The sequence below is a fragment of the Paenibacillus sp. 01T47 genome, from assembly GCF_056398245.1.
Genome location: NZ_JBFTPA010000002.1, coordinates 469,599 through 493,726, shown reverse-complemented (window position 1 = coordinate 493,726; position 24,128 = coordinate 469,599). Strand labels below are relative to the sequence as shown.

At 42.8% G+C, this 24,128-nt stretch carries 20 protein-coding genes, 1 riboswitch and 1 other annotated feature; of the genes, 19 read left to right on the top strand and 1 reads right to left on the bottom strand.

Annotation, left to right across the window (positions count from 1 at the left end; translation table 11 throughout):
- Nucleotides 1-206: 206 nt before the first annotated feature.
- From AC1DOV_RS06290 to AC1DOV_RS06215, 16 genes are all read left to right on the top strand, one after another.
- A complete protein-coding gene (locus AC1DOV_RS06290; RefSeq protein WP_441875160.1) occupies nucleotides 207-1,862 on the top strand; it encodes a helix-turn-helix domain-containing protein in 1,656 nt (551 codons plus the stop codon).
- A 137-nt stretch (nucleotides 1,863-1,999) separates the two neighbouring features.
- Entirely contained in the window at nucleotides 2,000-2,968 is a 969-nt protein-coding gene (locus AC1DOV_RS06285) for an iron-hydroxamate ABC transporter substrate-binding protein (RefSeq protein WP_441875163.1), read from the top strand.
- An 18-nt stretch (nucleotides 2,969-2,986) separates the two neighbouring features.
- On the top strand, nucleotides 2,987-3,994 hold the full coding sequence (locus AC1DOV_RS06280) for a FecCD family ABC transporter permease (protein ID WP_441875166.1): 1,008 nt from the start codon (nucleotides 2,987-2,989) through the stop codon (nucleotides 3,992-3,994).
- Nucleotides 3,991-4,998 carry a FecCD family ABC transporter permease gene (locus AC1DOV_RS06275; protein ID WP_441875169.1) on the top strand — a complete coding sequence of 336 codons (1,008 nt, stop codon included), beginning with the start codon at nucleotides 3,991-3,993 and terminating at the stop codon, nucleotides 4,996-4,998. Before AC1DOV_RS06280 ends, AC1DOV_RS06275 begins: the two co-directional genes overlap by 4 nt.
- A 179-nt stretch (nucleotides 4,999-5,177) precedes the next feature.
- Nucleotides 5,178-5,438 (top strand) — a binding site (T-box leader).
- 143 nt (nucleotides 5,439-5,581) lie between these two features.
- On the top strand, nucleotides 5,582-6,679 hold the full coding sequence (asd, locus tag AC1DOV_RS06270; RefSeq protein WP_441875172.1) for an aspartate-semialdehyde dehydrogenase: 1,098 nt from the start codon (nucleotides 5,582-5,584) through the stop codon (nucleotides 6,677-6,679).
- A gap of 240 nt (nucleotides 6,680-6,919) precedes the next feature.
- A complete protein-coding gene (locus AC1DOV_RS06265) occupies nucleotides 6,920-7,486 on the top strand; it encodes a 5' nucleotidase, NT5C type (protein WP_477549454.1) in 567 nt (188 codons plus the stop codon).
- A gap of 5 nt (nucleotides 7,487-7,491) precedes the next feature.
- A complete protein-coding gene (locus AC1DOV_RS06260; RefSeq protein WP_477549453.1) occupies nucleotides 7,492-9,258 on the top strand; it encodes a LamG-like jellyroll fold domain-containing protein in 1,767 nt (588 codons plus the stop codon).
- A 7-nt stretch (nucleotides 9,259-9,265) separates the two neighbouring features.
- Nucleotides 9,266-10,060, top strand: coding sequence for a DeoR/GlpR family DNA-binding transcription regulator (locus AC1DOV_RS06255; protein WP_076265654.1), 795 nt, complete (start codon nucleotides 9,266-9,268; stop codon nucleotides 10,058-10,060).
- 267 nt (nucleotides 10,061-10,327) lie between these two features.
- Nucleotides 10,328-11,053 carry a glycerophosphodiester phosphodiesterase gene (locus tag AC1DOV_RS06250; RefSeq protein ID WP_477549452.1) on the top strand — a complete coding sequence of 242 codons (726 nt, stop codon included), beginning with the start codon at nucleotides 10,328-10,330 and terminating at the stop codon, nucleotides 11,051-11,053.
- Nucleotides 11,054-11,103: 50 nt separating this feature from the next.
- Nucleotides 11,104-12,045 carry an ABC transporter permease gene (locus AC1DOV_RS06245; protein ID WP_477549602.1) on the top strand — a complete coding sequence of 314 codons (942 nt, stop codon included), beginning with the start codon at nucleotides 11,104-11,106 and terminating at the stop codon, nucleotides 12,043-12,045.
- 91 nt (nucleotides 12,046-12,136) lie between these two features.
- A complete protein-coding gene (locus AC1DOV_RS06240) occupies nucleotides 12,137-13,858 on the top strand; it encodes an extracellular solute-binding protein (RefSeq protein WP_477549451.1) in 1,722 nt (573 codons plus the stop codon).
- Nucleotides 13,859-13,988: 130 nt separating this feature from the next.
- On the top strand, nucleotides 13,989-14,900 hold the full coding sequence (locus tag AC1DOV_RS06235; protein WP_372238946.1) for a carbohydrate ABC transporter permease: 912 nt from the start codon (nucleotides 13,989-13,991) through the stop codon (nucleotides 14,898-14,900).
- Nucleotides 14,901-14,924: 24 nt separating this feature from the next.
- Nucleotides 14,925-15,824: a CehA/McbA family metallohydrolase domain-containing protein gene (locus AC1DOV_RS06230; protein WP_441875190.1), complete on the top strand. Its 900-nt coding sequence runs from the start codon at nucleotides 14,925-14,927 to the stop codon at nucleotides 15,822-15,824.
- 78 nt (nucleotides 15,825-15,902) lie between these two features.
- Nucleotides 15,903-17,255 (top strand): MATE family efflux transporter, encoded by a 1,353-nt coding sequence (locus tag AC1DOV_RS06225; RefSeq protein WP_477549450.1) that lies wholly within the window; start codon nucleotides 15,903-15,905, stop codon nucleotides 17,253-17,255.
- Nucleotides 17,256-17,490: 235 nt separating this feature from the next.
- A riboswitch (cyclic di-AMP (ydaO/yuaA leader) is annotated at nucleotides 17,491-17,625 on the top strand.
- Between the two features lie 3 nt (nucleotides 17,626-17,628).
- Nucleotides 17,629-18,105 carry a C40 family peptidase gene (locus AC1DOV_RS06220; RefSeq protein WP_339202917.1) on the top strand — a complete coding sequence of 159 codons (477 nt, stop codon included), beginning with the start codon at nucleotides 17,629-17,631 and terminating at the stop codon, nucleotides 18,103-18,105.
- Nucleotides 18,106-18,239: 134 nt separating this feature from the next.
- Nucleotides 18,240-19,427: a chromate transporter gene (locus tag AC1DOV_RS06215; RefSeq protein ID WP_477549601.1), complete on the top strand. Its 1,188-nt coding sequence runs from the start codon at nucleotides 18,240-18,242 to the stop codon at nucleotides 19,425-19,427.
- Nucleotides 19,428-19,499: 72 nt separating this feature from the next.
- Here the strand turns inward: AC1DOV_RS06215 and AC1DOV_RS06210 are convergent, their stop codons facing one another.
- Nucleotides 19,500-21,005, bottom strand: coding sequence for a phytoene desaturase family protein (locus AC1DOV_RS06210; protein WP_477549449.1), 1,506 nt, complete (start codon nucleotides 21,003-21,005; stop codon nucleotides 19,500-19,502).
- A 478-nt stretch (nucleotides 21,006-21,483) separates the two neighbouring features.
- Here AC1DOV_RS06210 and AC1DOV_RS06205 point away from each other — a divergent pair, with 478 nt between their 5' ends.
- Genes AC1DOV_RS06205 through AC1DOV_RS06195 form a run of 3 tightly spaced genes read left to right on the top strand, consistent with a single transcriptional unit; the run spans nucleotide 21,484 to nucleotide 24,043 of the window.
- Nucleotides 21,484-22,620: a glycosyltransferase gene (locus tag AC1DOV_RS06205; RefSeq protein WP_477549448.1), complete on the top strand. Its 1,137-nt coding sequence runs from the start codon at nucleotides 21,484-21,486 to the stop codon at nucleotides 22,618-22,620.
- The gene (locus AC1DOV_RS06200) at nucleotides 22,617-23,117 is read left to right on the top strand and encodes a glycosyl-4,4'-diaponeurosporenoate acyltransferase CrtO family protein (protein ID WP_477509657.1); all 501 of its coding nucleotides are present in this window, start codon (nucleotides 22,617-22,619) and stop codon (nucleotides 23,115-23,117) included. The genes AC1DOV_RS06205 and AC1DOV_RS06200 overlap by 4 nt, the downstream gene beginning before the upstream one ends.
- Complete coding sequence (locus tag AC1DOV_RS06195; RefSeq protein ID WP_477549447.1) at nucleotides 23,117-24,043, top strand: MerR family transcriptional regulator; 927 nt, start codon at nucleotides 23,117-23,119, stop codon at nucleotides 24,041-24,043. Before AC1DOV_RS06200 ends, AC1DOV_RS06195 begins: the two co-directional genes overlap by 1 nt.
- The last annotated feature ends 85 nt before the right edge of the window (nucleotides 24,044-24,128 follow it).

The window sequence follows — 24,128 nt, the reverse complement described above, 5'->3', positions numbered from 1 at the left end:
TTGAAGTGCGCGCTTTTGCAGCCAAAATCCTCCATACGAATGGAGGTTATTTTGCGTTTATAATTAAGTGCCTCTAGTTTCCAAACCGCAGTGTAGATGATATTATCCTTATGGTTGTACAATATAATCAGGACTTTCATTATCATCTCATTTGTATGGTCTGAATACGCTGCAAGTGTTCACTTTTACTATTGGAGGCTTTATTTGTGAAAAAAAATGTTGACTCGGAGTGGGCAGAATCCCACTTTCCATTATATACGGCTGAGAGTATTGATTCGATTTATAGTACAACGAATCGCCCAATGTATGAAATAAACGAGAGCTTAACGGTGCTGATTGCAATTGTTAGCGGCAAAGGCAGCCTTCGGATCAAGGATCAGCTCTACGAGTTGATGGATGGCAGCGTTATCCTCGTTCCAGCGAACACAGAGGCAGTACTGAGTGCAAATATGATGCATCCTCTTCATATGTACAAGCTTGCTATAAATACCCGAGAGCAGGCGAATTCTCAGTCATCAGGCACAATGATGAGAAAGAGTGAGGCAGCATCAAATTCTAGTGTACATTTTTTTCCTAATGAACCTGCGATTACAGCATCTGTGGAGGAGCTATATATTCACCGATTGCCAGGAAATGAAATCCGCCATGTACAAAATCAAATTGTGTTTCATCAAATTATTCTCCAATTGCTAGAGGGGCAAGAGGCTAAGTTTGCTTCAAGCGAAAAACCATCTATGGAACGCAGCATTGCTTACTTAGAGAGCCACTTTAGTGAAAAGATAACGCGTGAGCAATTAGCAGAAATTGCAGGTGTAAGTCGGTCCCACTACTCCATTCTCTTTAAGCAATTAACCGGGTTTTCGCCTAGCGATTACTTATCGCGCCTTCGTGTGCATCGTGCCAAGGAGCTATTGATTAGCGGTTCGGGCACGCTCAGGGAAATTGCTCTGAAGGTTGGGTACAAGGATGAATTTTATCTCAGCCGGCGTTTTAAACAGGAAACGGGGGCAGCACCTTCGGCGTACAACCGAGGCACTTTCCAGAGAGTGGCTGTATTGCTGACACCCTATGCGAGCCATCTGCTTTTACTTGGTTTGGAGCCGACGGTAATCATCTCGGACAGCAGTGAATATTTGAATACGTCCGGACTTCAATCGCCTCAAACCATGATGTTTATAAACGCTGACTGTTCGGCAGAACAAGTGAAATCGCTATTGCTCGAAAACAACATTGAGCTGATTATTGCGGCAAATCAGCATTTGGATGAGTATGGACTCAATGTAGAACAATTACGGGCAGTTGCCCCTATTGTGGAAATATCGTGGATGGATTTAGGCTGGAAAGAGCATCTTCGTCTTATCGCTCAAGTTATACAGAGAAGAGATAGAGCGGAGCAGTGGCTAACAGAGTATCAGAGAGAGGAACAGCACGCGCATTCCTTGGTGCAGCAAAGCAGAGCCGCGCAAGAAATTATAACGATTCTCGTCATTAAGCCTGAACATTTGCTCGTTTATGGAGCGCGCAATGTCGGATGTGTGGTTTATCAATCGCTCGGATTACAGCCTCCTGCACGGATCAAGGAGGATATGGACAAGCTTGGCGATAAATTTCATTCCATTCCGATTAAGATATCGGAGCTTACACAATATGCTGGTGATCGAATATTAGTTATCGTTTTTCCTGATGCGAAAGGATCAACTGCTCATTCAGATGTAATATTCAAATCTAATTATTGGAGTCAGCTTCCTGCCGTACAGCAAGGTAATGTACATCTGCTCAGCCATGATGAATGGATTCCATACAATCCCGTTTCAATTCGTTTGCAGCTTCAACGCGCTGTATCTTTATTCACAAGCAACTAATAGTCCAAGTTAATTTCCCAACAAAAAGGCATGGATCAGAGCATAATGCATCCCTATAATAACGTTATGGTAATGAAAATGATAATTATTTTCAATGCCTATACATGATAGCAAAAGAAAAGGGAGAGAGTCATCTTATGAAAAAGCTTTTTGTTCCGTTCGTTCTATCTTTAGTTCTTATTCTGAGCGCTTGCGGCGGCAATCAAAACAATAATGCAAGCAGCACACCTGAAGTATCATCCACGGATGCACCGAAAAATGAGGCGTCACCATCAACAACCTCAGATTCGGGCACCTTTACTTATCAATCAGAAAATGGCCCTGTGGAAGTTCCGAGCAATCCACAACGCGTCATTGTAATTACAAGGTTCTTAACAGGTAACGTTATGGCGTTAGGTGTACCGCTTGTCGGCGTGGATGAAATGTCCAAGGATAACCCAAACTTTAAAGAAAAGCTAGCGAATACAGAAGCAGTTACAGATGAAAGTCTTGAGAAAATTATCGAGTTGAATCCAGATCTTATTATAGGACTATCCGATATTAAAAACATTGACAAGCTTAAGCAAATCGCTCCTACAGTTACTTATACTTACGGCAAAGTAGATTTCTTAACGCAACAGATTGAAATTGGCAAGCTGTTGAATAAGGAGCAGGAAGCCAAAAACTGGGTCGATGATTTTAACGCGCGTACGAAAAAAGTTGGCGAAGAAATCAAAGCAAAAATCGGTGCGGATGCGACGGTTTCGGTAATCGAGACATTCAATAAGCAGCTTTATGTTTATGGTGACAATTTCGGTCGCGGAACTGAAATCCTCTATCAACAATTCGGGCTAGGCATGCCTGAGAAAGTTAAAGAAGCGACGAAAGCAGAAGGATTTTTCGCAGTTTCAACGGAAGTTCTGAAGGACTACAGTGGGGATTATGTCATTTTCAGCAAAAACGCAGATGAAGACAATACGTTCCAAGACACTGAGACGTACAAAAATATTGCTGCTGTCAAAAACCAACACGTTTTTGAAGCGGATGCCAAAGCGTTCTACTTTAATGACCCGCTTAGCATGGAATATCAATTAGAATTTTTCATTCAAAATTTTCTAGGAAAATAAAGTAAAGAAGAGAGTCCAATGAAAAGTAAACGACAATCTGTTTTAATTTCATATAAGCTCATAGGCTGCTTACTCATGCTTGTTCTGAGCTTCTTTCTATCCATGAAATTCGGAGCAGCGGATACGACATTTCGCGAGCTGTGGCTGGCTATCACATCAAACGTGAAGGACGATAATATTCTCGTCCTTCGCGAGATCCGGCTGCCTCGTGCAATAGCGGCGATATTGATCGGTGCTGCTTTTGCCGTATCCGGCGCTATTATGCAAGGGGTCACGCGCAATCCACTTGCAGATCCAGGCTTGCTAGGTCTTACTTCCGGCGCCAACATGGCGCTCGCGCTGGCTTTTGTATTCATACCGGGGCTGAATTATTTCGGCATCATGCTTGCTTGTTTCCTCGGAGCTGCTCTTGGAGCAGCGCTGGTCATGGCTCTTGGCGCGACTCGGCGAGGAAGATTGTCTCCGATGCGAATTATACTTGCTGGAGCAGCCGTTTCAGCTTTTTTGTACGCGATCTCAGATGGCGTCAGCATCTTTTTCAAAATTTCCAAGGATGTAACGATGTGGACTGCTGGAGGATTGATCGGAACAACCTGGTGGCAGCTTCAAGCCATTGCACCGGTCATTCTTATTGGCATTGCGGCAGCTTTGGTTCTCTCGAACCAAGTAGGCATACTGAGTCTGAGTGATGAGGTAGCGACGGGGCTTGGACAAAAGCTGATGATGATCAAAGCGATTTTGTTCGTTCTAGTAATTGTACTTACTGGCGCTTCGGTTGCGCTTGTTGGCAATATGGCCTTTGTAGGTTTGATGATTCCGCATATCGTGCGTAGGTTCGTAGGTACCGATTATCGGCATGTCATGACCTTCTCCGCTTTTGCAGGAGCAATCTTCATGCTGCTTGCTGATATGCTGAGCCGGACGATTAACGCACCTTATGAGACGCCTGTAGCAGCTATAGTTGCTATGCTGGGTTTGCCTTTCTTCTTATTCGTCGTGCGTAGAGGAGGGAAAGCATTCTCATGACATTGTCAGCTCTCATTCGCAAACAACGCTTTATCCTGCTAGCCAGTTTAGTACTGATTGTTGTTACGGCTGTCATCAGCATGGGAGTAGGGTACTCTAAGCTGTCGTTTGACAGACTGCTTCCTGTGCTGCTTGGCCATGGCACCTTCAAAGAGGATTTTGTCTTGTTCTCCGTACGTTTGCCGAGGATTTTGATCACCTTGCTGTCGGGTATGGCTCTTGCACTGGCCGGCTCTATATTGCAAAGCGTCACTCGCAACGATCTCGCAGATCCTGGAATAATCGGCATCAATTCTGGAGCAGGCGTGGCGATTGCGATATTTTTTCTCTACTTTCCGATCGATGTAGGAACATTCGTTTATATTTTGCCGTTAGTCGCTTTCCTTGGCGCATTGCTCACAGCGGCTCTAATCTATTTTTTCTCGTACAGCCGAACACGCGGGCTTGATCCCATTCGACTGGTACTCGTCGGTGTCGGTTTCTCAATGGCGCTGTCGGGGATAATGATCGTCATTATTTCCTCAGCAGAACGCTCGAAGGTAGATTTTATCGCAAAATGGATTGCAGGTAATATATGGGGGGCGGATTGGCCGTTCATCTGGGCTTTGCTTCCATGGCTGTGCTTACTCATTCCGTTCACCTTGTATAAGTCACATCGGCTCAATCTTCTTTCATTGAACGAAGAAACAGCGGTTGGTGTCGGTCTAAAGCTTGAACGGGAACGTCTCGTGTTGATTCTAACCGCGGTTGCCGCATCTGCGTCAGCGGTATCGGTTACAGGAGGAATTGCCTTTGTTGGATTGATGGCACCGCATATTGCGAAAGCATTGGTTGGTCCACGCAATCAGCTGTTCATTCCTGTCGCTGTTTTGCTCGGCGGATTACTGCTGTTAGTGGCGGACACAATTGGCCGCAATATCGTCGATCCTGACGGTATACCTGCCGGTATCATGGTTTCATTGATCGGCGGCCCGTATTTTGTTTATTTACTGCTCAAAAAATAACAGTTTTCTAGCTTCATGAAAAGATTATTTGAAGAGAGCATTGCACCATTTTGGGCAAAAAACAGCATCTCGAGGACTTGTGTTAAACGGAGCACAGTTACTTAAATGTGTAATTTTTTCTACTTTTCAAAAATTGTTGTTTACGTTAGAACAGATTTTTGATAATATAATCGCAACATTCAAATGCGATGAAGAGATGAGTAAATAAATGAATTCTTTCACAGAGAGCTCCGTTAGCTGAAAAGGAGTAAGAGTTCCTTATTGAACAAAGACTTAGAGCAGCACATCGGAACCGGGTTACGGGGATGGTGTGACAGGAGCTCCTGTTACAGAGCTAGAGTATAAGCATGCGCTTGCATAGCCGTACTTGAAGAGGTTAATATGGCGACATATTGACGAATCTGGGGTGGTACCACGAGCATATTAATCTCGTCCCTAAGACTTACCATAGTCTTGGGGGTGGGATTTTTTTTATTGGTGCAAAGCTTACTCAACGTACATTGTATATAAGGTATAACAATTTAAAATATTCGAATCGTTAGTAGCAGAATGATTAAGCGATATAGAAAGGATTGAATATCTAATGACACAAAAATTAAAAGTAGGTATTGTTGGAGGAACAGGCATGGTGGGCCAGCGGTTTGTTGACCTGCTGGATCAGCATCCTTGGTTTGAGGTTACAGCTATTGCAGCTAGCGCCAGCTCGGCAGGTAAAACTTACGAGCAGTCAGTACAAGGCAGATGGAAGCTCACCAGCCCTATTCCTGAAGCTGTAAAAAATATTGTCGTTCTGGATGCTTCGAAAGTAGAGGAAGTTGCTAATCAGGTCGATTTTGTTTTTTGTGCAGTCGATATGAAAAAAGATGAAATCAAAGCGTTGGAAGAAGCTTATGCAAAAACAGGCACGCCTGTTGTATCCAACAATTCAGCTCACCGCTGGACGCCTGATATTCCTATGGTCATTCCAGAGATTAATCCTGGTCATTTGGAAGTCATTGCAGCACAGAGAAAGCGACTTGGAACAGAAACTGGATTTATTGCTGTTAAGCCCAACTGTTCCATTCAGAGCTATGTACCTGCACTTCATGCACTGCTTGATTTCAAACCTCAAGTTGTCATTGCATCGACGTATCAGGCGATTTCTGGCGCAGGCAAAAACTTTACCGATTGGCCTGAAATGTTAGACAACGTTATACCTTATATTGGCGGCGAGGAAGAAAAGAGCGAGCAGGAGCCTCTACGCATTTGGGGCAGCATCGAAAATAATGAAATCGTAAAAGCGAACGCACCTTTAATTTCTACACAGTGTATCCGAGTTCCCGTATTAGACGGACATTTGGCAACTGTATTTGTATCATTCGAAAACAAACCTTCGAAAGAAGAAATTCTCGATCGTTGGCAGCAATTCAAAGGTCGTCCGCAGGAGCTTGGCTTGCCAAGCGCACCGAAACAGTTTATTACGTATTTTGAGGAAGAGAACAGACCGCAAACGAGACTAGATCGTGACATTGAACAGGGCATGGGCGTTTCAGCGGGAAGATTGCGTGAAGACTCTGTATACGATTATAAATTTGTAGGACTATCTCATAATACAATACGTGGAGCTGCGGGCGGTGCTGTACTGATTGCCGAGCTTCTTAAAGCAGAAGGCTATATTCAGGCAAAGTATAGCAACGCATAAGCTTTTTAATAAGATTTAACAGGTTCATTATGATTAAAGACCATCCCTCGGGATGGTCTTTTTTTATATATCGAGTTGATTTTTTTAGCTGCTTTCCACGCCATTAGATTTACAGTAAGTTAATATGTATTTGAGATGGTGAAAACAATTCGTGCCTATAATTGTGGTATGTAGACTGTTTGTTACCGATTCGTTTTGTTTTGTTGAACAATTAAATGCTTTGAACAAGGAGAGATTGCATTGAAACGCATAGCGATTGATATGGATGAGGTAATGGCGGATACTGCGGGTGCGCATTTGGAATGGTACAACAGGGATTTTAACGATAACCTGCTGATTACGGATTTGCATGGAACAACCTTGTCGCAATTGAGGCCTCAACTAAAAAAAGAAATAGACCGTTGTTTTGACAATGAAGTTTTTTTTCGTGAACTAAAAGTTATTGAACATAGCCAAGAAGTCATACGCGAGCTCAGTCAATTTTATGAGATTTATATTACGACTGCTGCGATGGAGGTTCCGGCATCATTTAAAGCCAAGTACGAGTGGTTACTCGAGCACTTTAGTTTTCTGAACAATATGAATTTTGTGTTTTGCGGAAATAAGAGTGTCATTCACGCTGATTATTTGATTGATGACAATGTAAAGCAGCTTGAACGCTTTCGAGGTCAAGGCATTCTTTACGATGCTCCGCACAATATTCATAAGACCGGGTATGTTCGGGTGCATAACTGGGGTGAAGTAAGGGACTATTTCATGGACAAGGAACGACAAATAAACGATCTTAATGTAGAGAAGGATGGTTGAGCACTATGGAGCAAGGACGTGTTATGCACATTCCGCAGAGGCAGCAACCTGTAAATGTGTTGACTCATTGGATATTTGATTCCGTGAACACATTGTCTGGTTCGATAGAGGAAAGGAATTTGGTCCTAAACGATGTAAGTGGCAGCGGGAATCATATTAAGATGATTACGACGCAGGATGTGTTGGAGCAGCCTGATAAGGTTCTGCTTGGTTGGCTGGCAGGAAACCGTGAGGAAGCGGGATTAACTTTTCAAAATGATCGATGCAATAAAGGAAGCGGTAGTTATTTTCAAACGGTGGAGAATGCTCCTATTAACCTTGACCGATTAGAACATGGATACACGATAGAAGCAATCGTTCAATTGCCTGAGCCATTTAATGAGGATAAACATAGCTGGATGGGGGTGCTTACGAGACAGGGCAGGGGCGTTGATATCGGCAACTCGGGAGAAAATGAACTGCTCGCGACATTGTCTGTTTCGAACTGCAAGGAATACCAGTGGATATGTCATCCAACGAATCGGTCATCCTCGGTAACGAGCTGGTCGCGTTATTTGAATCCAGGACAATGGCATCATATCGCAATTGTGAACGATAGGGAACAAACGCTTATGTATGTGAACGGAATTTGTGATTACAGCAGTCCTTCCAAATCAATTGTCGGCGTTTCTGGCGTTGAAGGTAAAGGATGGAATATTGGAGCTTCGGAGTGGGGCGGTCAATTGGATCAATTATTTTCCGGAACCATTCGAGAAATCCGTATTGCTAATGAGCCTCTGGACAGGGCAGACTGGTTGCAAAATATTAGTCCACAGCAAGTTCTTCAAGGTACGAATGAGCATGTTTTACTTTTGCAGCAGGAAACCAATTACAATTTCGCTTTTATTCCAGATGCTCAGAAGCTGGTCTACTTAAATCCGGAAATGTTTGAAGCACAGGTTGATTGGATTGTAAATAATGAGTTGAACAGCAAAATTGCTATGACTGCTTATGTAGGTGATATTGTTGATCATAGTGATGCCATAGAGGAGTGGGAACGTTCCTCAAGTGCAATCTCTGCTATGGATCAGTCACGTACTCCGTATTTGATGACAGCTGGAAATCATGACTATAATGAAGAAGATACTTATTTGAATTATTTTGGCCCAGAACGTTTTCTCAGCAAAGATTATTATAAGGGCTGTTCACCATCAAGATATAGTTCATTTGCCATTGTACAGGCTGGAAGCTATCATTATTTATGGTTAATGGTAGATATGCAGCATCTAATGAAGGACTTGGCATGGTGTAAAATAGTGCTTGAAGAGCATAGCGACATGCCAACTATTCTTGTTTCGCATGATATTTTGTATACAACGGGTGATAGTCACAATCTAATTTCACATGAATCGGAAAACGGGAAAATCATATGGGATGAGCTGGTTGCACCCTATAACCAAGTATTCATGACGGCTAATGGGCATTATAACGGCAATTTTCATCAAATTAGGCAAAATAATTCAGATCACGAGGTTATACAGCTGCTAATCAATTATCAAGACAGCTACCGCGGCGGCAATGGTTGGATGAGATTGGCTCAATTTAACGAGAACGACAATCATATTTGTTTTCAAACCTATTCACCTTGGGTGGAAATGTTAGGGCAAAGCGAATCTTTGACCTATCCGGATTATCGCTATTTAACAGGAAAATATGATTCGTTTACCATTTCATTTGATTTTAAAAAACGGTTTTCCTTTGTGAATAATAGCTTAAGGCTAGAAATGGAGTGATCTTTGAATGTCTCTTTTATCAGAAGATCGAAAGCAGTATATTCTCGTTCAGCTGGATACCTTCGGGAAGGTGCAGGTCATTTCGTTAGCAGAACAGCTTCAGGTTTCTCTTGAAACGATTAGACGTGATCTGTTTGTGCTGGAGGAGGAAGGAAAACTTAAACGTGTATATGGCGGAGCTGTAAAGGTGCAATATGAGAAAGGCGAGCCACCCTATCAGCAGCGTCAAATTCTCAATCTTGAAGCTAAACAGGTGATTGGGCAGCGAGCGGTAGATCTGATCAATGATGGGAACACGATTTATATGGATACCGGAACAACGATTCATGAAATGGCAAGAGCTCTGCGAGGCAAAAAAAGGATAACGGTTATTACCAACTCCTTAACGGTAGCGAATCTTCTAACGGAATCATTAACGCAAGGACTGTTTAATGGACGAGTCATTATTTTGGGAGGCGAAATCTCGCCAGAGCAGCAATCGGTCAGCGGTCATATATCACAGGAAATACTTAAAAACTTTTACGTGGATAGAGCTTTTGTTTCCGTAGGCGGTATTTCAATCGAGACAGGAATTAGCGATTACGATATGAATGATTCCGTCATTTCAAGAATGATTATATTGAAGGCGAAGGAAGTGATCGTGTTAGCGGATCACAGCAAGATTAGTATACAGGCATTTTGCCATATTGCACCTTTAGAAGCGATTGATGTTGTCGTATGTGAGAAGGATCATCCTGAAGCATGGGCACAAGAGCTCGAAATAAAAGGAATTACTTGGATTAACGCAAGTCAAATGAATTAAGCGAGAAGAATCGGACGCAGCTCCGGTTCTTCTTTTTTATTTTGCGAAAATGATTAGCTTAAAATAATAGGAACGGCTGGATTTTCGGCTTGAAATCGAACAATCATACAACAAACAACAACATCGGGCTTAATGATACCTTATTATTACGAAAATACCACGATAACAATCTTTAACTACACTATAAATATCACAACAACAGTAATAAGTGCTTCATTAATTACTCATTAGAGAAATTTTGAAATTAGAAGAATAGGAGAATGGTTTATGACTTGTCGAGCTTTTCCGCTCATTTGTGCCCATACAGGGAGCGGTGCTGCACCGGATAACACAAGGGCTTCCTTTCTGGAGAGCATAGCTATGCGTGCAGACGTGGCAGAAGTTGATCTTAGGGTGACAGAGGACGGTGAGGTGGTATTGCTGCATGACCATAACCCGCTGCTTGCCGAATTGACATTCGAGCAATTGAATCGGCCGGAAAATCGCGTAAGGCTCAGCCAAGTTTACGAAAGCCACACCATTACTACACTCGATGAAGTTCTAGGCTTGGCAAGAGAATACGGCATAAAGCTCAATTTGGATATCAAAACAGAAGCGGTAATTGAACCAGCGATTAAGAGCATCAGGAATTTTGAAATGGAGGAGCTTGTATTCATTACAGGGTGCTCGGACGAAATTACGAACCGCCACCGGGGAATTAAGGTTCTTTATAACACGCCGGATGTACTTACTGAACAAGAGGAACTTGACTATATCGGATGGGCACGAATCGTTTGCGAATGGGCAAATGTAGGCGGATATTACGGCTTAAACCTGAATTACCGAACTTGCCGCAGCGAATTGGTGGAATATGCACATAGGCTGGGTTTGGCAGTGTGGGTCTATACCGTTGATGATAGGGAATCTCTTATCGAGATGATTCATTTAGGTGTCGATGAAATAACGACAAACGAGGTTAATCTGCTGAAACAATTAAAGTTGGAAACAGATTAATTCAAAAATGATAACGAAGGGAGAAGCCCTCATTGCAAACCAAAGTGGCTATAGTACCAGCTGGAAATCGAAAAAAACAGCGTTTTGTTTATTTGTTGAAAAAAATATGGTTATACCGCTATTTGTACTTCATGCTTCTGCCTTGTCTAGCGTCCTTCATTATTTTTTCCTATATCCCAATGGGCGGATTGCTTCTAGCGTTTAAGGAATTCAAATTTAATCAAACCATACTTGAGAGTCCGTGGGTCGGCTTCGAATATTTCGCAAAGTTTTTCAACGATGTTCAAAGTATGACGCTGATCAAAAACACACTTATCATCAGCTCAATGAAGTTATTTCTCGGTTTGCCGTTCCCGATTTTACTTGCGCTAATGTTCAATGAAATTAAAAACCGTGCCTTTAAAAACATCGCCCAGAGTATTTCGTATTTACCGCATTTTATGTCATGGGTCATCGTTATTGGTTTAGTACAAAGAACATTGGCGCCGGATACTGGCTTGCTTAATGAAGCGATCACCTATTTTGGGGGAGACGGCAGCACATTCTTTATGAATGAAGCCAAATATTTTTATCAAATCATGTTCGGCAGCCACATATGGAAAACAATCGGTTGGGATTCCATTATTTATTTGGCAGCCATCGCTGGAATTAATCAAGACATGTATGAAGCGGCCAAAATTGACGGGGCAAGCAAATGGGCGGAAATATGGCATATAACCCTTCCGTCGATTCGTCCGACCATTCTCATCGTGTTTATTCTATCGCTTGGAAGCATTTTGTCAGCGGGATTCGACCAGCTATATTTGCTCAAGATGCCAGGAAACAGTGATCTGGTAGATATTCTGGATACGTATGTGATTCGCGTGGGCTTGCAGCAAGGCCAATACGGATATGCAACGGCAGTCGGTATGATGCAAGGTGTTATCGCTTTAGTTCTTGTAGTCACTGCCAATCGTTTCGCACGAAAAGTGTCCGGCACTTCGGTTTGGTAACTTGTTCGATAGAAGCATTTTTCCTTGAAGAGAGACGCTTAACCGCGTTTTTCCATATAAATTAAAAAGAGAAGGTAGGAATGGAGATATCATGTTTAAAAACAAAAATTGGGCAAGAATGTTGACGGTTCCGATTATAGCTTCCTTGTTAATTACTGGCTGCGCGGCCAAAGAAACAAATTCAACAAATTCAGGGAACAAGCAGGAAGGCGTCAAAGATAACAAAGATAAACCTGCGACTTGGATTGCCGACCGCAAAATTAAAGGCTTAATCTTTATGGGGGCAGACGATTATACGGAAGAGATGAACCCGGAAGTATTAAAACAAATTAAAGAGAAAACGGGAATTGATTATCAAATTAATATAATGCCAGCCAATCGTTCGCTTGACGGCTTAATTGCTGGACTTGCTTCGGGTGACTTGCCTGACTTTATCGGATTTTATTTGAATCATAGCGGTCGACCAGAAATGCCGGTTGTACTAAAAGCTGCGCGCGAAGGGATGTTCACAGATCTGACTCCGTTTATGAAGGATACGAAAGTATACAGCAAGTATCTAGAAGATGGCTATCTGCCGCTTGATACGAAAAACGGTGTCATGTTCCGTCCAGAGTTTAACGGCTCAGCTTATTTCATGCACATGAATGTTTCGAGAGAAACAGGCTATGAAACGCGGAAAATGTTAGGCGGACCATTTATTCGCAAGGATATTGCCGAAGCGCTTAATATCGATCCAAAAACGATTACAACTTCCGAGAAGTTGTATGAGGTGGCACAAAAAATTAAAGCTGGAAATTTCAAAGACAACAATGGAAAAGACATTGCCAGCGTTATTGGTCCAAGATACTGGGGCGGAACAGAAGTTAAAGCGTTGTATAGTGACTTGACTGTAAATGTGAACCAAACTTTTGTAAGGAATAAGGAAGGTAAAATTGTTCACGAGAGTCAAACGGAATACCCGCTCAAGCGTGTAGCGTTTGTTCAAAAGCTGCTGAAAGAAAAGCTGATGAATCCTGAGTTTTATACGATGGAAGAAAATCGTGCAACAGAAGGGATTTTGAACGGCTCCTTCGCGATTATTGCTGATATGCATAACTACCTTGAATTTAATAAGGACATGCATTACTTGCCGATTGGTCCGTTAAATGAAGCGGATAAGCCTTACCAGATGAAGCTTAGCTATAAAACGGCTGGCGGTGCTTGGGCGATTCCATCTTCAACCAAAAATCCCGAAGATATCGTCAAATTCGCTGACTTCTTGGCGAGCCGCGAAGGCAAGCTGCTCTGGCAATACGGAATTGAAGGAAGAGACTACACACTTGATGATAAGGGCAACCCGATTGTGAAAAATGAAGTATTGGAATTGAAAGATAAAGATTCGAAAGCCGCGAAAGCGCTTGGGTTTGCGGGGGTAGGCAACTATTGGGGCGAAATTCTTGGCAATACAGACGTTGATCGTATAGCGGATTTTGGTGAAACAGAATACGGTAATGCTGCCAAACCTAATATCAATGAGGGACCGCTCAAGATTGCTGAGTATTGGGAGTGGGATAAGAAAAGAGCGAATGCAATAATCTCAGATACGTATGCTCCAACGGCTTTCCTTGGCGAGTTTGCGAAGGAAACGGAATTAAAAGCTGCACTTGATAATTATGACGAGAGCCTCAAACGTGCTTATTATGCTAAAAGCCAGGATCAAGTAACGAAAATATTGGAGTCAGCATCTGAACAATTAAAGGCTGCAGGCTTGGATGATTACTTAGCATTGCTTGAGAAAAAAGATAGCGATCCAAATACAAAAGTAGAACTATAACAATCATTAAAGCTGCTGGTGGTCTGTTTCATTCGTACATGAAATGTACTGCGATGAGACGGACCACTAACGCTAAGGACATGCTTCCGAGGCTGTTTTGCTTCGCAAATGTTGAAGGAGTGCAAATAACGTGGATAAACCATTTTATAAGATTTCTACAGGAGAAAAATTAATTCAGATTGCCATCTATGTATTGATCATTCTTTTATGTTTATCTATCATTCTTCCGTTTCTGAACATCTTTGCTTTGTCCTTTAATTCAGGCAAAGATGCGGAAAGAGGAGGCATCTATTTGTGGCCGAGATTATGGTCTATTGAAAACTATAAGGAAGTTTTCTCATCCTCCAATATTGTAAGTGCATTCGGCATTTCGATGTTCCGAACGATTGTCGGGACATTAGCGAGCGTCTTTTTGACTGCGATGGCAGCTTACGCATTAAAGAGAAAAGCGATGCCAGGCGTTCGATTTTTTACCATGCTTATTTTTTTTACCATGTTGTTTAGCGGCGGCATCATTCCATACTATTTGTTGTTGAAAGACTTGCATTTGACGAATACAATCTGGGTTTATATCATTCCGGGCTTGTATAGTGCATGGAATTTAATAATTATGCGGACTTTCTTCCAAGAGATCAGTCCGAGCCTCGAAGAATCTGCAAGAATTGATGGATATAATGATTTTTCAATTTTCATGAAGGTGATCATGCCGCTCAGCAGGCCGGTTGTGGCTGTCATCGCGTTATTTAACGCAGTGGGGCATTGGAATGATTGGTTTACAGGTGCCTTCTATGTTCGAGAGAGCAATCTGCGGCCTTTATCGACATTGCTGCAGGAAATGCTGACCCGGGCAGATGCGCTTCGAAATACGCTCGAGCAAGCGGCTGGTTCGACGCAATATGAAATGCTGGACAAAATTCAGGTGACAGGAAACTCGCTGAAAATGGCGACGATTATTATCGTCATCACACCGATTATTATGATTTATCCATTTATTCAGAAGTATTTTGCCAAAGGCGTTATGATCGGTTCGGTCAAAGAATAAGGCAGGAACGGAGGAACATATTGAATGACACAAGTAATCATTTCAAATCCTTATGGTAAACAAGAGGGCATGTGGCTGAAAGGGAGCTTCCATAATCATACGACAAATAGTGCTTGCGGCTCTCAAACGCTTGAGACGGTTTACCGGATGTATGGGCAATACGATTTCCTCGGCATTTCCGACCACGATTTCATTACAGTTCATGAAGGGAAACGTTCAATCACGACCGTATTCGAAGCGATGGAGGTTAGCAGTCCGCAAAGGCATATGCTTCTCATTAACCCTCCGCGCTCGATGATGGACAGCTATTCCAACGAGTTTTCGGTAGAACGGTATCAGCAGTATTCTGACCTTTGCACGAAGCAAGGAGGAATGAGCGTACTCGTTCATCCGAATCGTTATTATTCGCAGTATTGGCCGATTGAAGATATGCTCGCGATGCCTTGCTACACCGGAATCGAGATCGTAAATGGCGAAGGAAATCCAGCGTTCGACATTGCGTTTGACAAATGGGATGCGCTGCTCTCAGCTGGGCGAAAAGTATGGGGGTTTGGCGGAGACGATTTTCATGTATATGGGCAAGAGAAACGAACTTGGAATATGGTGCTTGCTGAGCAAAACACCAATGAGAGTATTACTTCAGCGATGAAATCCGGAAGTTTCTATGTTTCCACAGGCTATGGGTTTGAGTCGATTCATGCAGCCGATGGGACGATCGAGTTTAAGCTGCTTGCGAGTGAAGGATTGGACCGGATGTACAAATATGCAACTTTGTTCGGCAAAGACGGAAATGTGCTATACGAGACTTCCGGTCGTTTCAATAGCGTTAGTTACAAGTGTCGTGGTGATGAAGGTTACGTAAGGGCGGCAGTTTATTTGGAAGGCGGTTTTGGCGCATTCTCTCAACCCCTATTTGTTGGATAGGGTGTACTCTCATACATGATAACAGTAGTCTGACGATAACAGCAGGGTAGTACATGAACAGGAAGAATGTGAATTTGAATGAGTAAACAGGTTGACCCGCGCCAAAAGAGCATCATCTCGATAACATGGCCTATCTTTATTGAAGCTTTATTTGGGATGCTGATTGGAACGGTCGATACGATGATGCTAAGCAGCTACTCTGATGGAGCAGTGGCAGCGGTTGGGATAGCTAATCAGATTTTAGTTGTAGTGGGCTTGATGTTTGGATTTGTTACGGTGGGTACAAGTGTCATTCTCAATCAATGGCTCGGCTCAGGCAACTTGCATGGTGCCGATCGAATCGGGAGAACGGCGCTTACTTTGAATGTTATGCTCGGTTTAATAGCTAGCGTAGGATTGATTGTCTATGCCGACGTGTTTTTAGCGCTTTTTAAAGTGCCCGAGGATGTGATGGCAGAAGGAGTCAGCTATCTATCGATTGTTGGCAGCTCCGTCTTCATCACAGCAATAAGCATGACGTTAGGTACTATTTTACGATGCCGCGGTATTGTGAAAGAAATGATGTTCATCGCATTGGGGATAAATGTTCTGCATATTACTTTAAATTATCTGGTGCTGATGGAGCCCTTCGGCTTACCTAATTTAGGCGTAGAAGGAGTAGCAGCATCCACGTGGCTAACCCGTGCCATAGGGATGATCGCTTATTTGATTTTATGTATTCGAAGCTTGGAGTATAAGGTTGGCTTGATTAGTCCATTTAAGTTTCAAAGAAAAAATATTGGCCTTATATTTAAACTAGGTATTCCTTCGGCAGGTGAGCATGTTTCTTATAATCTTTCACAGGTTGTAATCACATATCTAGTCACGCTGATCGGTACGGCAGCGTTAACGACAAAAATTTATTCGCAGAGCATAACTTCTTTTGTTTTTGTTTTTTCAATGGCAATAGGTCAAGGAACGCAAATTATTGTTGGACATCTGATTGGAGCCCATCAGAAGGATGATGCTTATCGATCCAGTATTCAAAGTTTGAAGCTGGCGTTCGTCATTTCGCTTGCGCTTGGTATTTGTATTTATAGCTTCTCAGGTCTATTGCTCAGCCTCTTTACTAATGATGCGGAAATTATATTGTTAGGCAAGCAGCTCATGTTGTTATCGATTATGCTGGAGCCGGCTCGGGCTTGCAACATGGTGCTTATCAGTTGTCTAAATGCGGCTGGAGATGTGAAATTTCCTGTTGCTGCCGGGTTAGTATCCATGTGGGGGATTAGTGTGCCGCTGGCATACGTGTTCGGGATTGTGTTCGACATGGGGTTGGTAGGAATATGGCTGGCCTTTTCAATCGATGAATGGATAAGAGCATTACTGATGTTCTACAGATGGAGGAGACGTTCTTGGCAGAAGGTCGATATTTTGGCGAAACTTGCTTAACTAGAAAGAGTAACTGTATGAAAATACGGATACTCTTTTTTTGTGTTTAAACCGTTATATTTTGAAAATGTGATTGGAAATTCATCTATTTTAATTACAAAAAAATCAGCACCTTTGACAAAAATCATGTAGTGAACAGCTAAATAAATAATAATAATGAAGAAAAATGAAAGTATTCTAATAAACCAATTGCAGGATTATGGTAAAAACAATCGAATTTAACGATACTATAAGGTTTATTGACATGCCGAGTTCTGTATATCGGAAACGGGGGAACCACCTAGGGTGAATTGCTTAATGTATTTTTTTAAGCATAGGGATCTTCAACCGAACCCATAAGCTAACCTCGTAGGCACCGAAGGGAGAAGTTGTTTTGAAGAAGGGTTTTATTTTATTGTTATCCTGCTTGCTGCTGCTTACTGGAGGAGGAAGCGTGCTTGCAGATAAGTCGGACAAGTCAGTGCTTACGAATTCCATTAGCGAGGTTGTTGGAACTCCTTATAAATGGGGAGGCACAACGAGCAAAGGGTTTGACTGCTCGGGTTTTATTCTACATATCTTTAATCAATTTGATGTTAAGCTGCCTAGAACATCTCAATCGCAATCAGACACAGGCACAGAGGTCAATAAAGATGAACTACGCGTGGGTGATCTTGTGTTCTTCAACACAAGCGGCAAAGGCGTTTCTCATGCGGGCATTTACATTGGGGATGGGAAATTTGCTCATTCTTCTACAAGCAAAGGGGTTACGATTACAAATCTTAACGATTCTTATTACGCAAAACGTTATGTAACAGCAAGGCGTGTCGTAACAGAAGATACATTTGCTGCGATGATGGAGTCTAAATAATGTGTAATGATTTTAAAAACCACCTTACGAGGTGGTTTTTTTTATGTAACCATTTATTAAGTATTTGTTAAAGGGTTGTAAGCCAATAATTCGCAAGCTTACAATGTAAATAACATGAGTAATGGAATGAGGTTATAGGATTGAAAAGAGGAACAATCGCATCTTTGGTAGAGGTACTAGCTGTATCTACTAAACTAGGACTAACCTCATTTGGGGGTCCGATAGCCCATCTGGGTTATTTTCACAATGAGTATATTCGTCGCCGTAAATGGATGGATGAACGTAGTTATGCAGACCTCGTTGCTTTATGTCAGTTTCTACCCGGACCAGCCAGCAGTCAAGTTGGGATCGGTATAGGGATAGTTAGGGCTGGGTTATTGGGCGGACTAGTGGCTTGGTTAGGGTTCACACTGCCATCGATCATAGCATTAGTGGCCTTTGCTTTTTTGCTGCAAGGATTTGATCTTGGAAACACAGGCTGGATTCATGGATTGAAAATTGTAGCGGTGGCCATCGTTGCTCATGCCATTCTAGGGATGGGGCAGAAACTAACACCGGATCGAAATAGAGCTACGATAGCAGTCATCGCTGCTGCGGTAACGTTGTATTGGCAAGCGGCCTATAGTCAAGTAATCATTATTGCTGCAGCTGGATTGATCGGGGTATGGTTATATCGTATGAAAACAGTCGAGGGAACTCCTGATCTGAACATTCGAATTAGCCGTTCCCTTGCGATCTCCTGCCTCGTTATATTTCTCACGCTTCTAATTGTGTTGCCATTTCTAAGGCAATGGGGAAATATGGAATGGATTGCGATGTTCGATAGCTATTATCGTGCAGGCTCACTGGTGTTTGGAGGCGGACATGTTGTGCTGCCGCTGCTTGAGAATGAAGTTGTCTTTACCGGGTGGGTTAATGAATCGGATTTTTTAGCAGGTTATAGCGCTGCGCAGGCTGTGCCTGGTCCACTTTTTACATTCGCTAGTTATCTTGGTACTCTCTCTGGTGGATTAACTGGAGCCATTGTCGCAACTACAGCAATTTTTTTGCCGGCATTTCTTCTTGTTGCTGGAACATTGCCGTTTTGGAATGTGTTGCGAAATAACTCAAAAATCCAAGGTGCATTAGTTGGCGTTAACGCCGCTGTAGTTGGCATATTGCTTGCTGCACTGTATGATCCGCTTTGGACTAGCGCGATAGTAGAGTCCGGTGATTTTATGCTGGCTGCCGTATTGTTTATTATGCTTGTTTTTTGGAAGCTACCACCTTGGATGATTGTTGTGGTCGGTGCATTAGGCGGAATGGTCCTTGAACTTATTTAATAATTAATCAATTGATAAAAACCTCTAATCCGCGATAACGGATTAGAGGTTTTTTATATGAATTGAATCTGCCTACATGACGGATTTTGCAGCAATGCTCAATTGCTCTTTAATGAGGTCAGCGGTGAGTTGTCCGGATAAAGTGACCATCGGGACGCCGCCACCGGGGTGTGTTGATCCGCCAACGAAATAAAGATTATCGAGCAGCTTGCTTTTGCTTGGAATTTTGAAGCCCCCGTTAAGCTTGCGGTCCGTTACAATGCCGTAGATGGAACCGCCATTAGAACCATAAAGGTGCTGGATATCATCTGGAGTGAAGGTATATTCAAACTCAATATGCTGTCTCAGCTCCGTTAGTCCCATACGTTCGAGCTTATTCAGAACCAGGTCTCTGTAAGCCGCCTTCTGTAACTCGAAGCTTTCTCCAGGTTTGAGCGGCGGCACATGAGTAAGCACAAATAGATTTTCTTTGCCCTGCGGTGCCTGTCCAGGATCCGTTTTGCTTGAAACCCCGATGTACACTGTTGGATCATCTGTAGGTTTGCCTTCGACAAATATATCGTTGAACTCTTTATCTGGATCTTCAGAGAAGAAGAAATTATGGTGAAGAAGCTGATCATACACTTTATCCACGCCAAGAAGCAGCACAAGTCCTGATACAGTAGGCTCGTATTTAGCTAAATCCTTTACGCGGTCGGCCGATTTCGGATGATGCTGCAGCAGTGTTTGATGCGCTGGAATAGCCTCAAGATTTGACACAATCAGATCAGCTTCTATTACGTTGCCATCTTCTAAAGTTACCCCTGTTGCGGTTTGGCCGACTGTATTTATTTGAGCAACTGGAGCTGAAGTGCGAACCTCCACACCGAGCTCATCAAGCAGCTTAAGCATACCCTCCGCAATTCGGTACATACCGCCTTCTACATAATAGATGCCAAGCCCCATTTGTACATAGATTAATTGTGACAGCACAGCGGGAGCGGCATAAGGCGAGGAACCGATATACATGATGAAAAAATCGAACAATTGACGCAAATGCTTGTCCTTCAGAAAGCGGTTTGTCGTCTGATGCATGGTCTTCATCGGGTCCATCGCTAACAGTTCCTTCATACTGTGGTGACGCCGCAGGTCGCTCAGGCCACTAAGGCTCTTGTTATAAAAGCTTTTTGTGTTGAGCTGATACATTTGCTGACAATAATCCAAATAAGAGAGGAATTGCTGTGCATCAACCGGTGAGATTTGTTCGAATTGCTTGATTAGGTCAGGGAAGTCACCTGTTATATCAAGTGTTACCCCATCTTCGAAAAAAGTTCTCCACTGAGGTTCAACACGAACCAGCTTCATATAATCCTCTAGATTGCGGCCAGCACTTTCAAACAGCTGTTCGAGCACCCAAGGCATCGTCAGAATAGAAGGGCCCGTATCGAAAGTGTAGCCTTGCCCTGATCTTACGTTTAATTTGCCGCCAACGCGTTCATTTTTTTCTAATATGGTCACTTGATGCCCATCTACAGAGAGGCGAATAGCAGCTGATAGTCCGCCGAGACCGCCTCCGACGACAATAATCTTTTTGCTCATAGGAGCACTTCCTCTCATCATTGGTCATTTAGCCGAAACGATGCAGATGACAAACTATATACACAATCGTATAATCGTTGTAGAACTAACGTAAAAGGTTAATGCGATAAGCAGAATGCGGGATATGCATTTAACCAACACTTTTTCACTTTCAGTATTAACAAATTTTACCTATAACATGCAGCTTTTGCAGGATCAAATCTTCGGATAGCTCCTGCTATTTCGTCGTTAAGGGACGAGAATGAGGCTATAAAAAGCGAATAATGGCTCGTATAGTTTGAATGCCATCATTTTCACCAAAGATAGGGCTGTGGTTGTAAGTTTGTATACCCATTATCAACTGCCAAATGGAATGACCTAATTAGCCTGGTGAAAGGTGGTACACAACTTTGGGGAAAATGAGCTGTTTGTATAAGAAAACATGGAATAACGAGTCATATAAGGAATTTTGGTACCTTTTGTACAGAGGATTAGATCTATGATTGGAAATGTTGTGCTGTTGCTTGGCGGACTTATTTGTGGTGCATGGCTGCTGAACAAAATCCGACCATTAGATGAGGATTTGGTGCCTTTCTCAAAGAACGATAGAAAGAGTCTCTCAAGCATTTCAGTTATCATTCCAGCTAGAAATGAAGAGAGAAACCTGACACAATTATTGCCATCAATAAAGGGGCAGCAACTCGCTCCATTTGAAGTGATTGTAGTAGATGACGGATCAACTGATCGTACAGCAGCCATCGCTGAATCATTTGGTGCAATAGTTGTAAACCCGGGCGAGCTGCCGGATGGTTGGCTTGGTAAAAGCTGGGCGTGCTGGAATGGCGCGCAGGCAGCAAGCGGTCATTTACTTATTTTCCTTGATGCAGATACTTGTTTAGAGGATGCTGGGTTGGCGGTGCTGGCTGAGGCCCATTCCAAGCAGAACGGGCTGCTTTCGATCCAGCCTTACCACAAGATGAAGCGGCGCTATGAATGGTTGTCAGCTTTCTTCAACATCATCGTCTTAGCAGCGGTTGGAGCACCTCAAACTGCTGCCGCAACAAAGAAGAAGGCTGTAGGCGCTTTCGGTCCTTGTATAGTCTGTACCCGAGAATCATATTTTCAAACAGGTGGGCACGAGGCTGTTCGTGAGCGTATTCTCGAAAATTACAGCTTAGGCCTTCTATTTGCTGAGCAGCAAACGGTTCGGAATTGTAGCGGAAAAAGTGTTATTGCTTTCCGAATGTACCCGGAAGGCATTCGGCAATTGTGTGCAGGCTGGAGTAAAAGCTTCGCATCAGGTGCATCTTCTACGACACCGCTGCGTTTACTAGCTATAATCTGGTGGCTAACTGGTTCGATTACGGTTGTTACACAATGGTTGAATCCTCAAATTTGGCGATCAAGCGACCAAATAACGATAGGAATAATCAGCTACCTCGCTTATGTTTTGTTAATAAATATACAGTTGAGCCGAGCTGGAAATTTTGGTTTCCAGACCGCTTTCCTGTTTCCTATTCCGCTTCTCTTTTTTATGGGGATCTTCGCTAGTTCAACGCTGCAAACCTTTTTTCGCCGCAAGGTCACATGGAAAGGTCGCTCGATTTCAACTATGAAGGGAAGCGGGCGGAAGTGAGAATTTTTGAATTTTCACCGTTTTGGACATTGGTTGTAAATATTTTTGCATGGCTGCTTGTGCATATGGGCGTGTCCTATTTGTTTTTGAAAATGCCTGATGTTTGGTTCAGCCGCACTGCTGATCGCATGAAACCTCAGACAAAGAGGCGCGGAGAAGAATTGGTCTATGAACGATTGTTATTCATTCGTGTTTGGAAAGACAAACTGCCAGACGGAGGAAGCTTGTTTCAAGGAGGCTTTGCCAAGAAAAAATTAGCTGTCCTTGAGAAAGCTTACTTGCAGACCTTTATACTTGAAACGCGGCGCGGAGAGTGGACTCACATCATTTCGATGCTGCCTGCGCCGCTATTTTTCCTATGGAACGAAAGCATTTATGGCTGGATCATGATCGTTTATGCCATTGTCGCCAATGTCCCATTTATCATTGTACAGCGCTATAACCGTTTTCGGCTGCAGCGCATTTTTTGGAAACTGAAGGAAAAGAGTGAAATGTAATGATGTACACAATCAGACAAGCTTCAACACTGCTAGGTATTCCTGCGGTTACGATTCGTGCTTGGGAAACAAGATATGAAGCGATTAAGCCCATTCGCACAGAAACAGGCTATCGCCTCTTTGATGATAAAAATATGGAGGATTTACGCTTCCTCAAAAATCAGACGGATGAGAAAGGGATGACGATTTCACAAGCTGTTCGGCTGCTAAAGGAGCAGCAGCTTTTGCGTGAACGGATGTTGGAAGCGAAGACAGAGACCCATGCTAAAGTTGGGGCAGAAGAGGCTCATCAAGAAATGGTGGAGCGCTTGTATAACACGCTTTGCAACTTTCGTACGGAACAAGCAAAAACGATGGTTGATTTAGGATTTTCTATGTATGGCTATGACATTATGATCTATCAAATCTTATTTTCAGTAATGATTAAAGCCGGCACGGAGTGGGAAGAAGGCAGAGCTTCTGTTGCGCAGGAGCATTTTATTACACAGTTCGTGATTCAGCGTTGTCTTAGTTTCTTTCAACTTTTTCCGATTGATAATCGAGTGCCCCGCATGCTTGCTTTATGTCCATCTGGAGAACATCACCAAGCAGGACTACTTTTATTTTCTTTATTTTTGCGTAAAAAAGGGGCTGACGTGCTGTATCTTGGACCAGATACTCCGGAGGATGGCATTGCAGAGTTGATTAAGTCGCAGCAAATTCGAGTCCTATGTATTTCGTTAACTGACGCAAACTTAATGGAACCCACTTTTGCTTTTATAAACCGTTTATTGGTTCATCATGCTGATCTGCAAGTCGTTATAGGCGGACAAGGCTTCAAAAACGTACCTGAACCGTATTCTGATTGGGTGCTGCCGAATGGCAATCAAGAAGAATGGGAAAGATGGTTTAAAGATAAGGTTTTAGGGTTAAGTTTCCAATTCTAATGAATAAATTAACTTTACAGACTATTATCAAGTATGTATTATGTTTGTATAATGTTTGTATAGTTAATTTGTTTTTTTTGGAAAG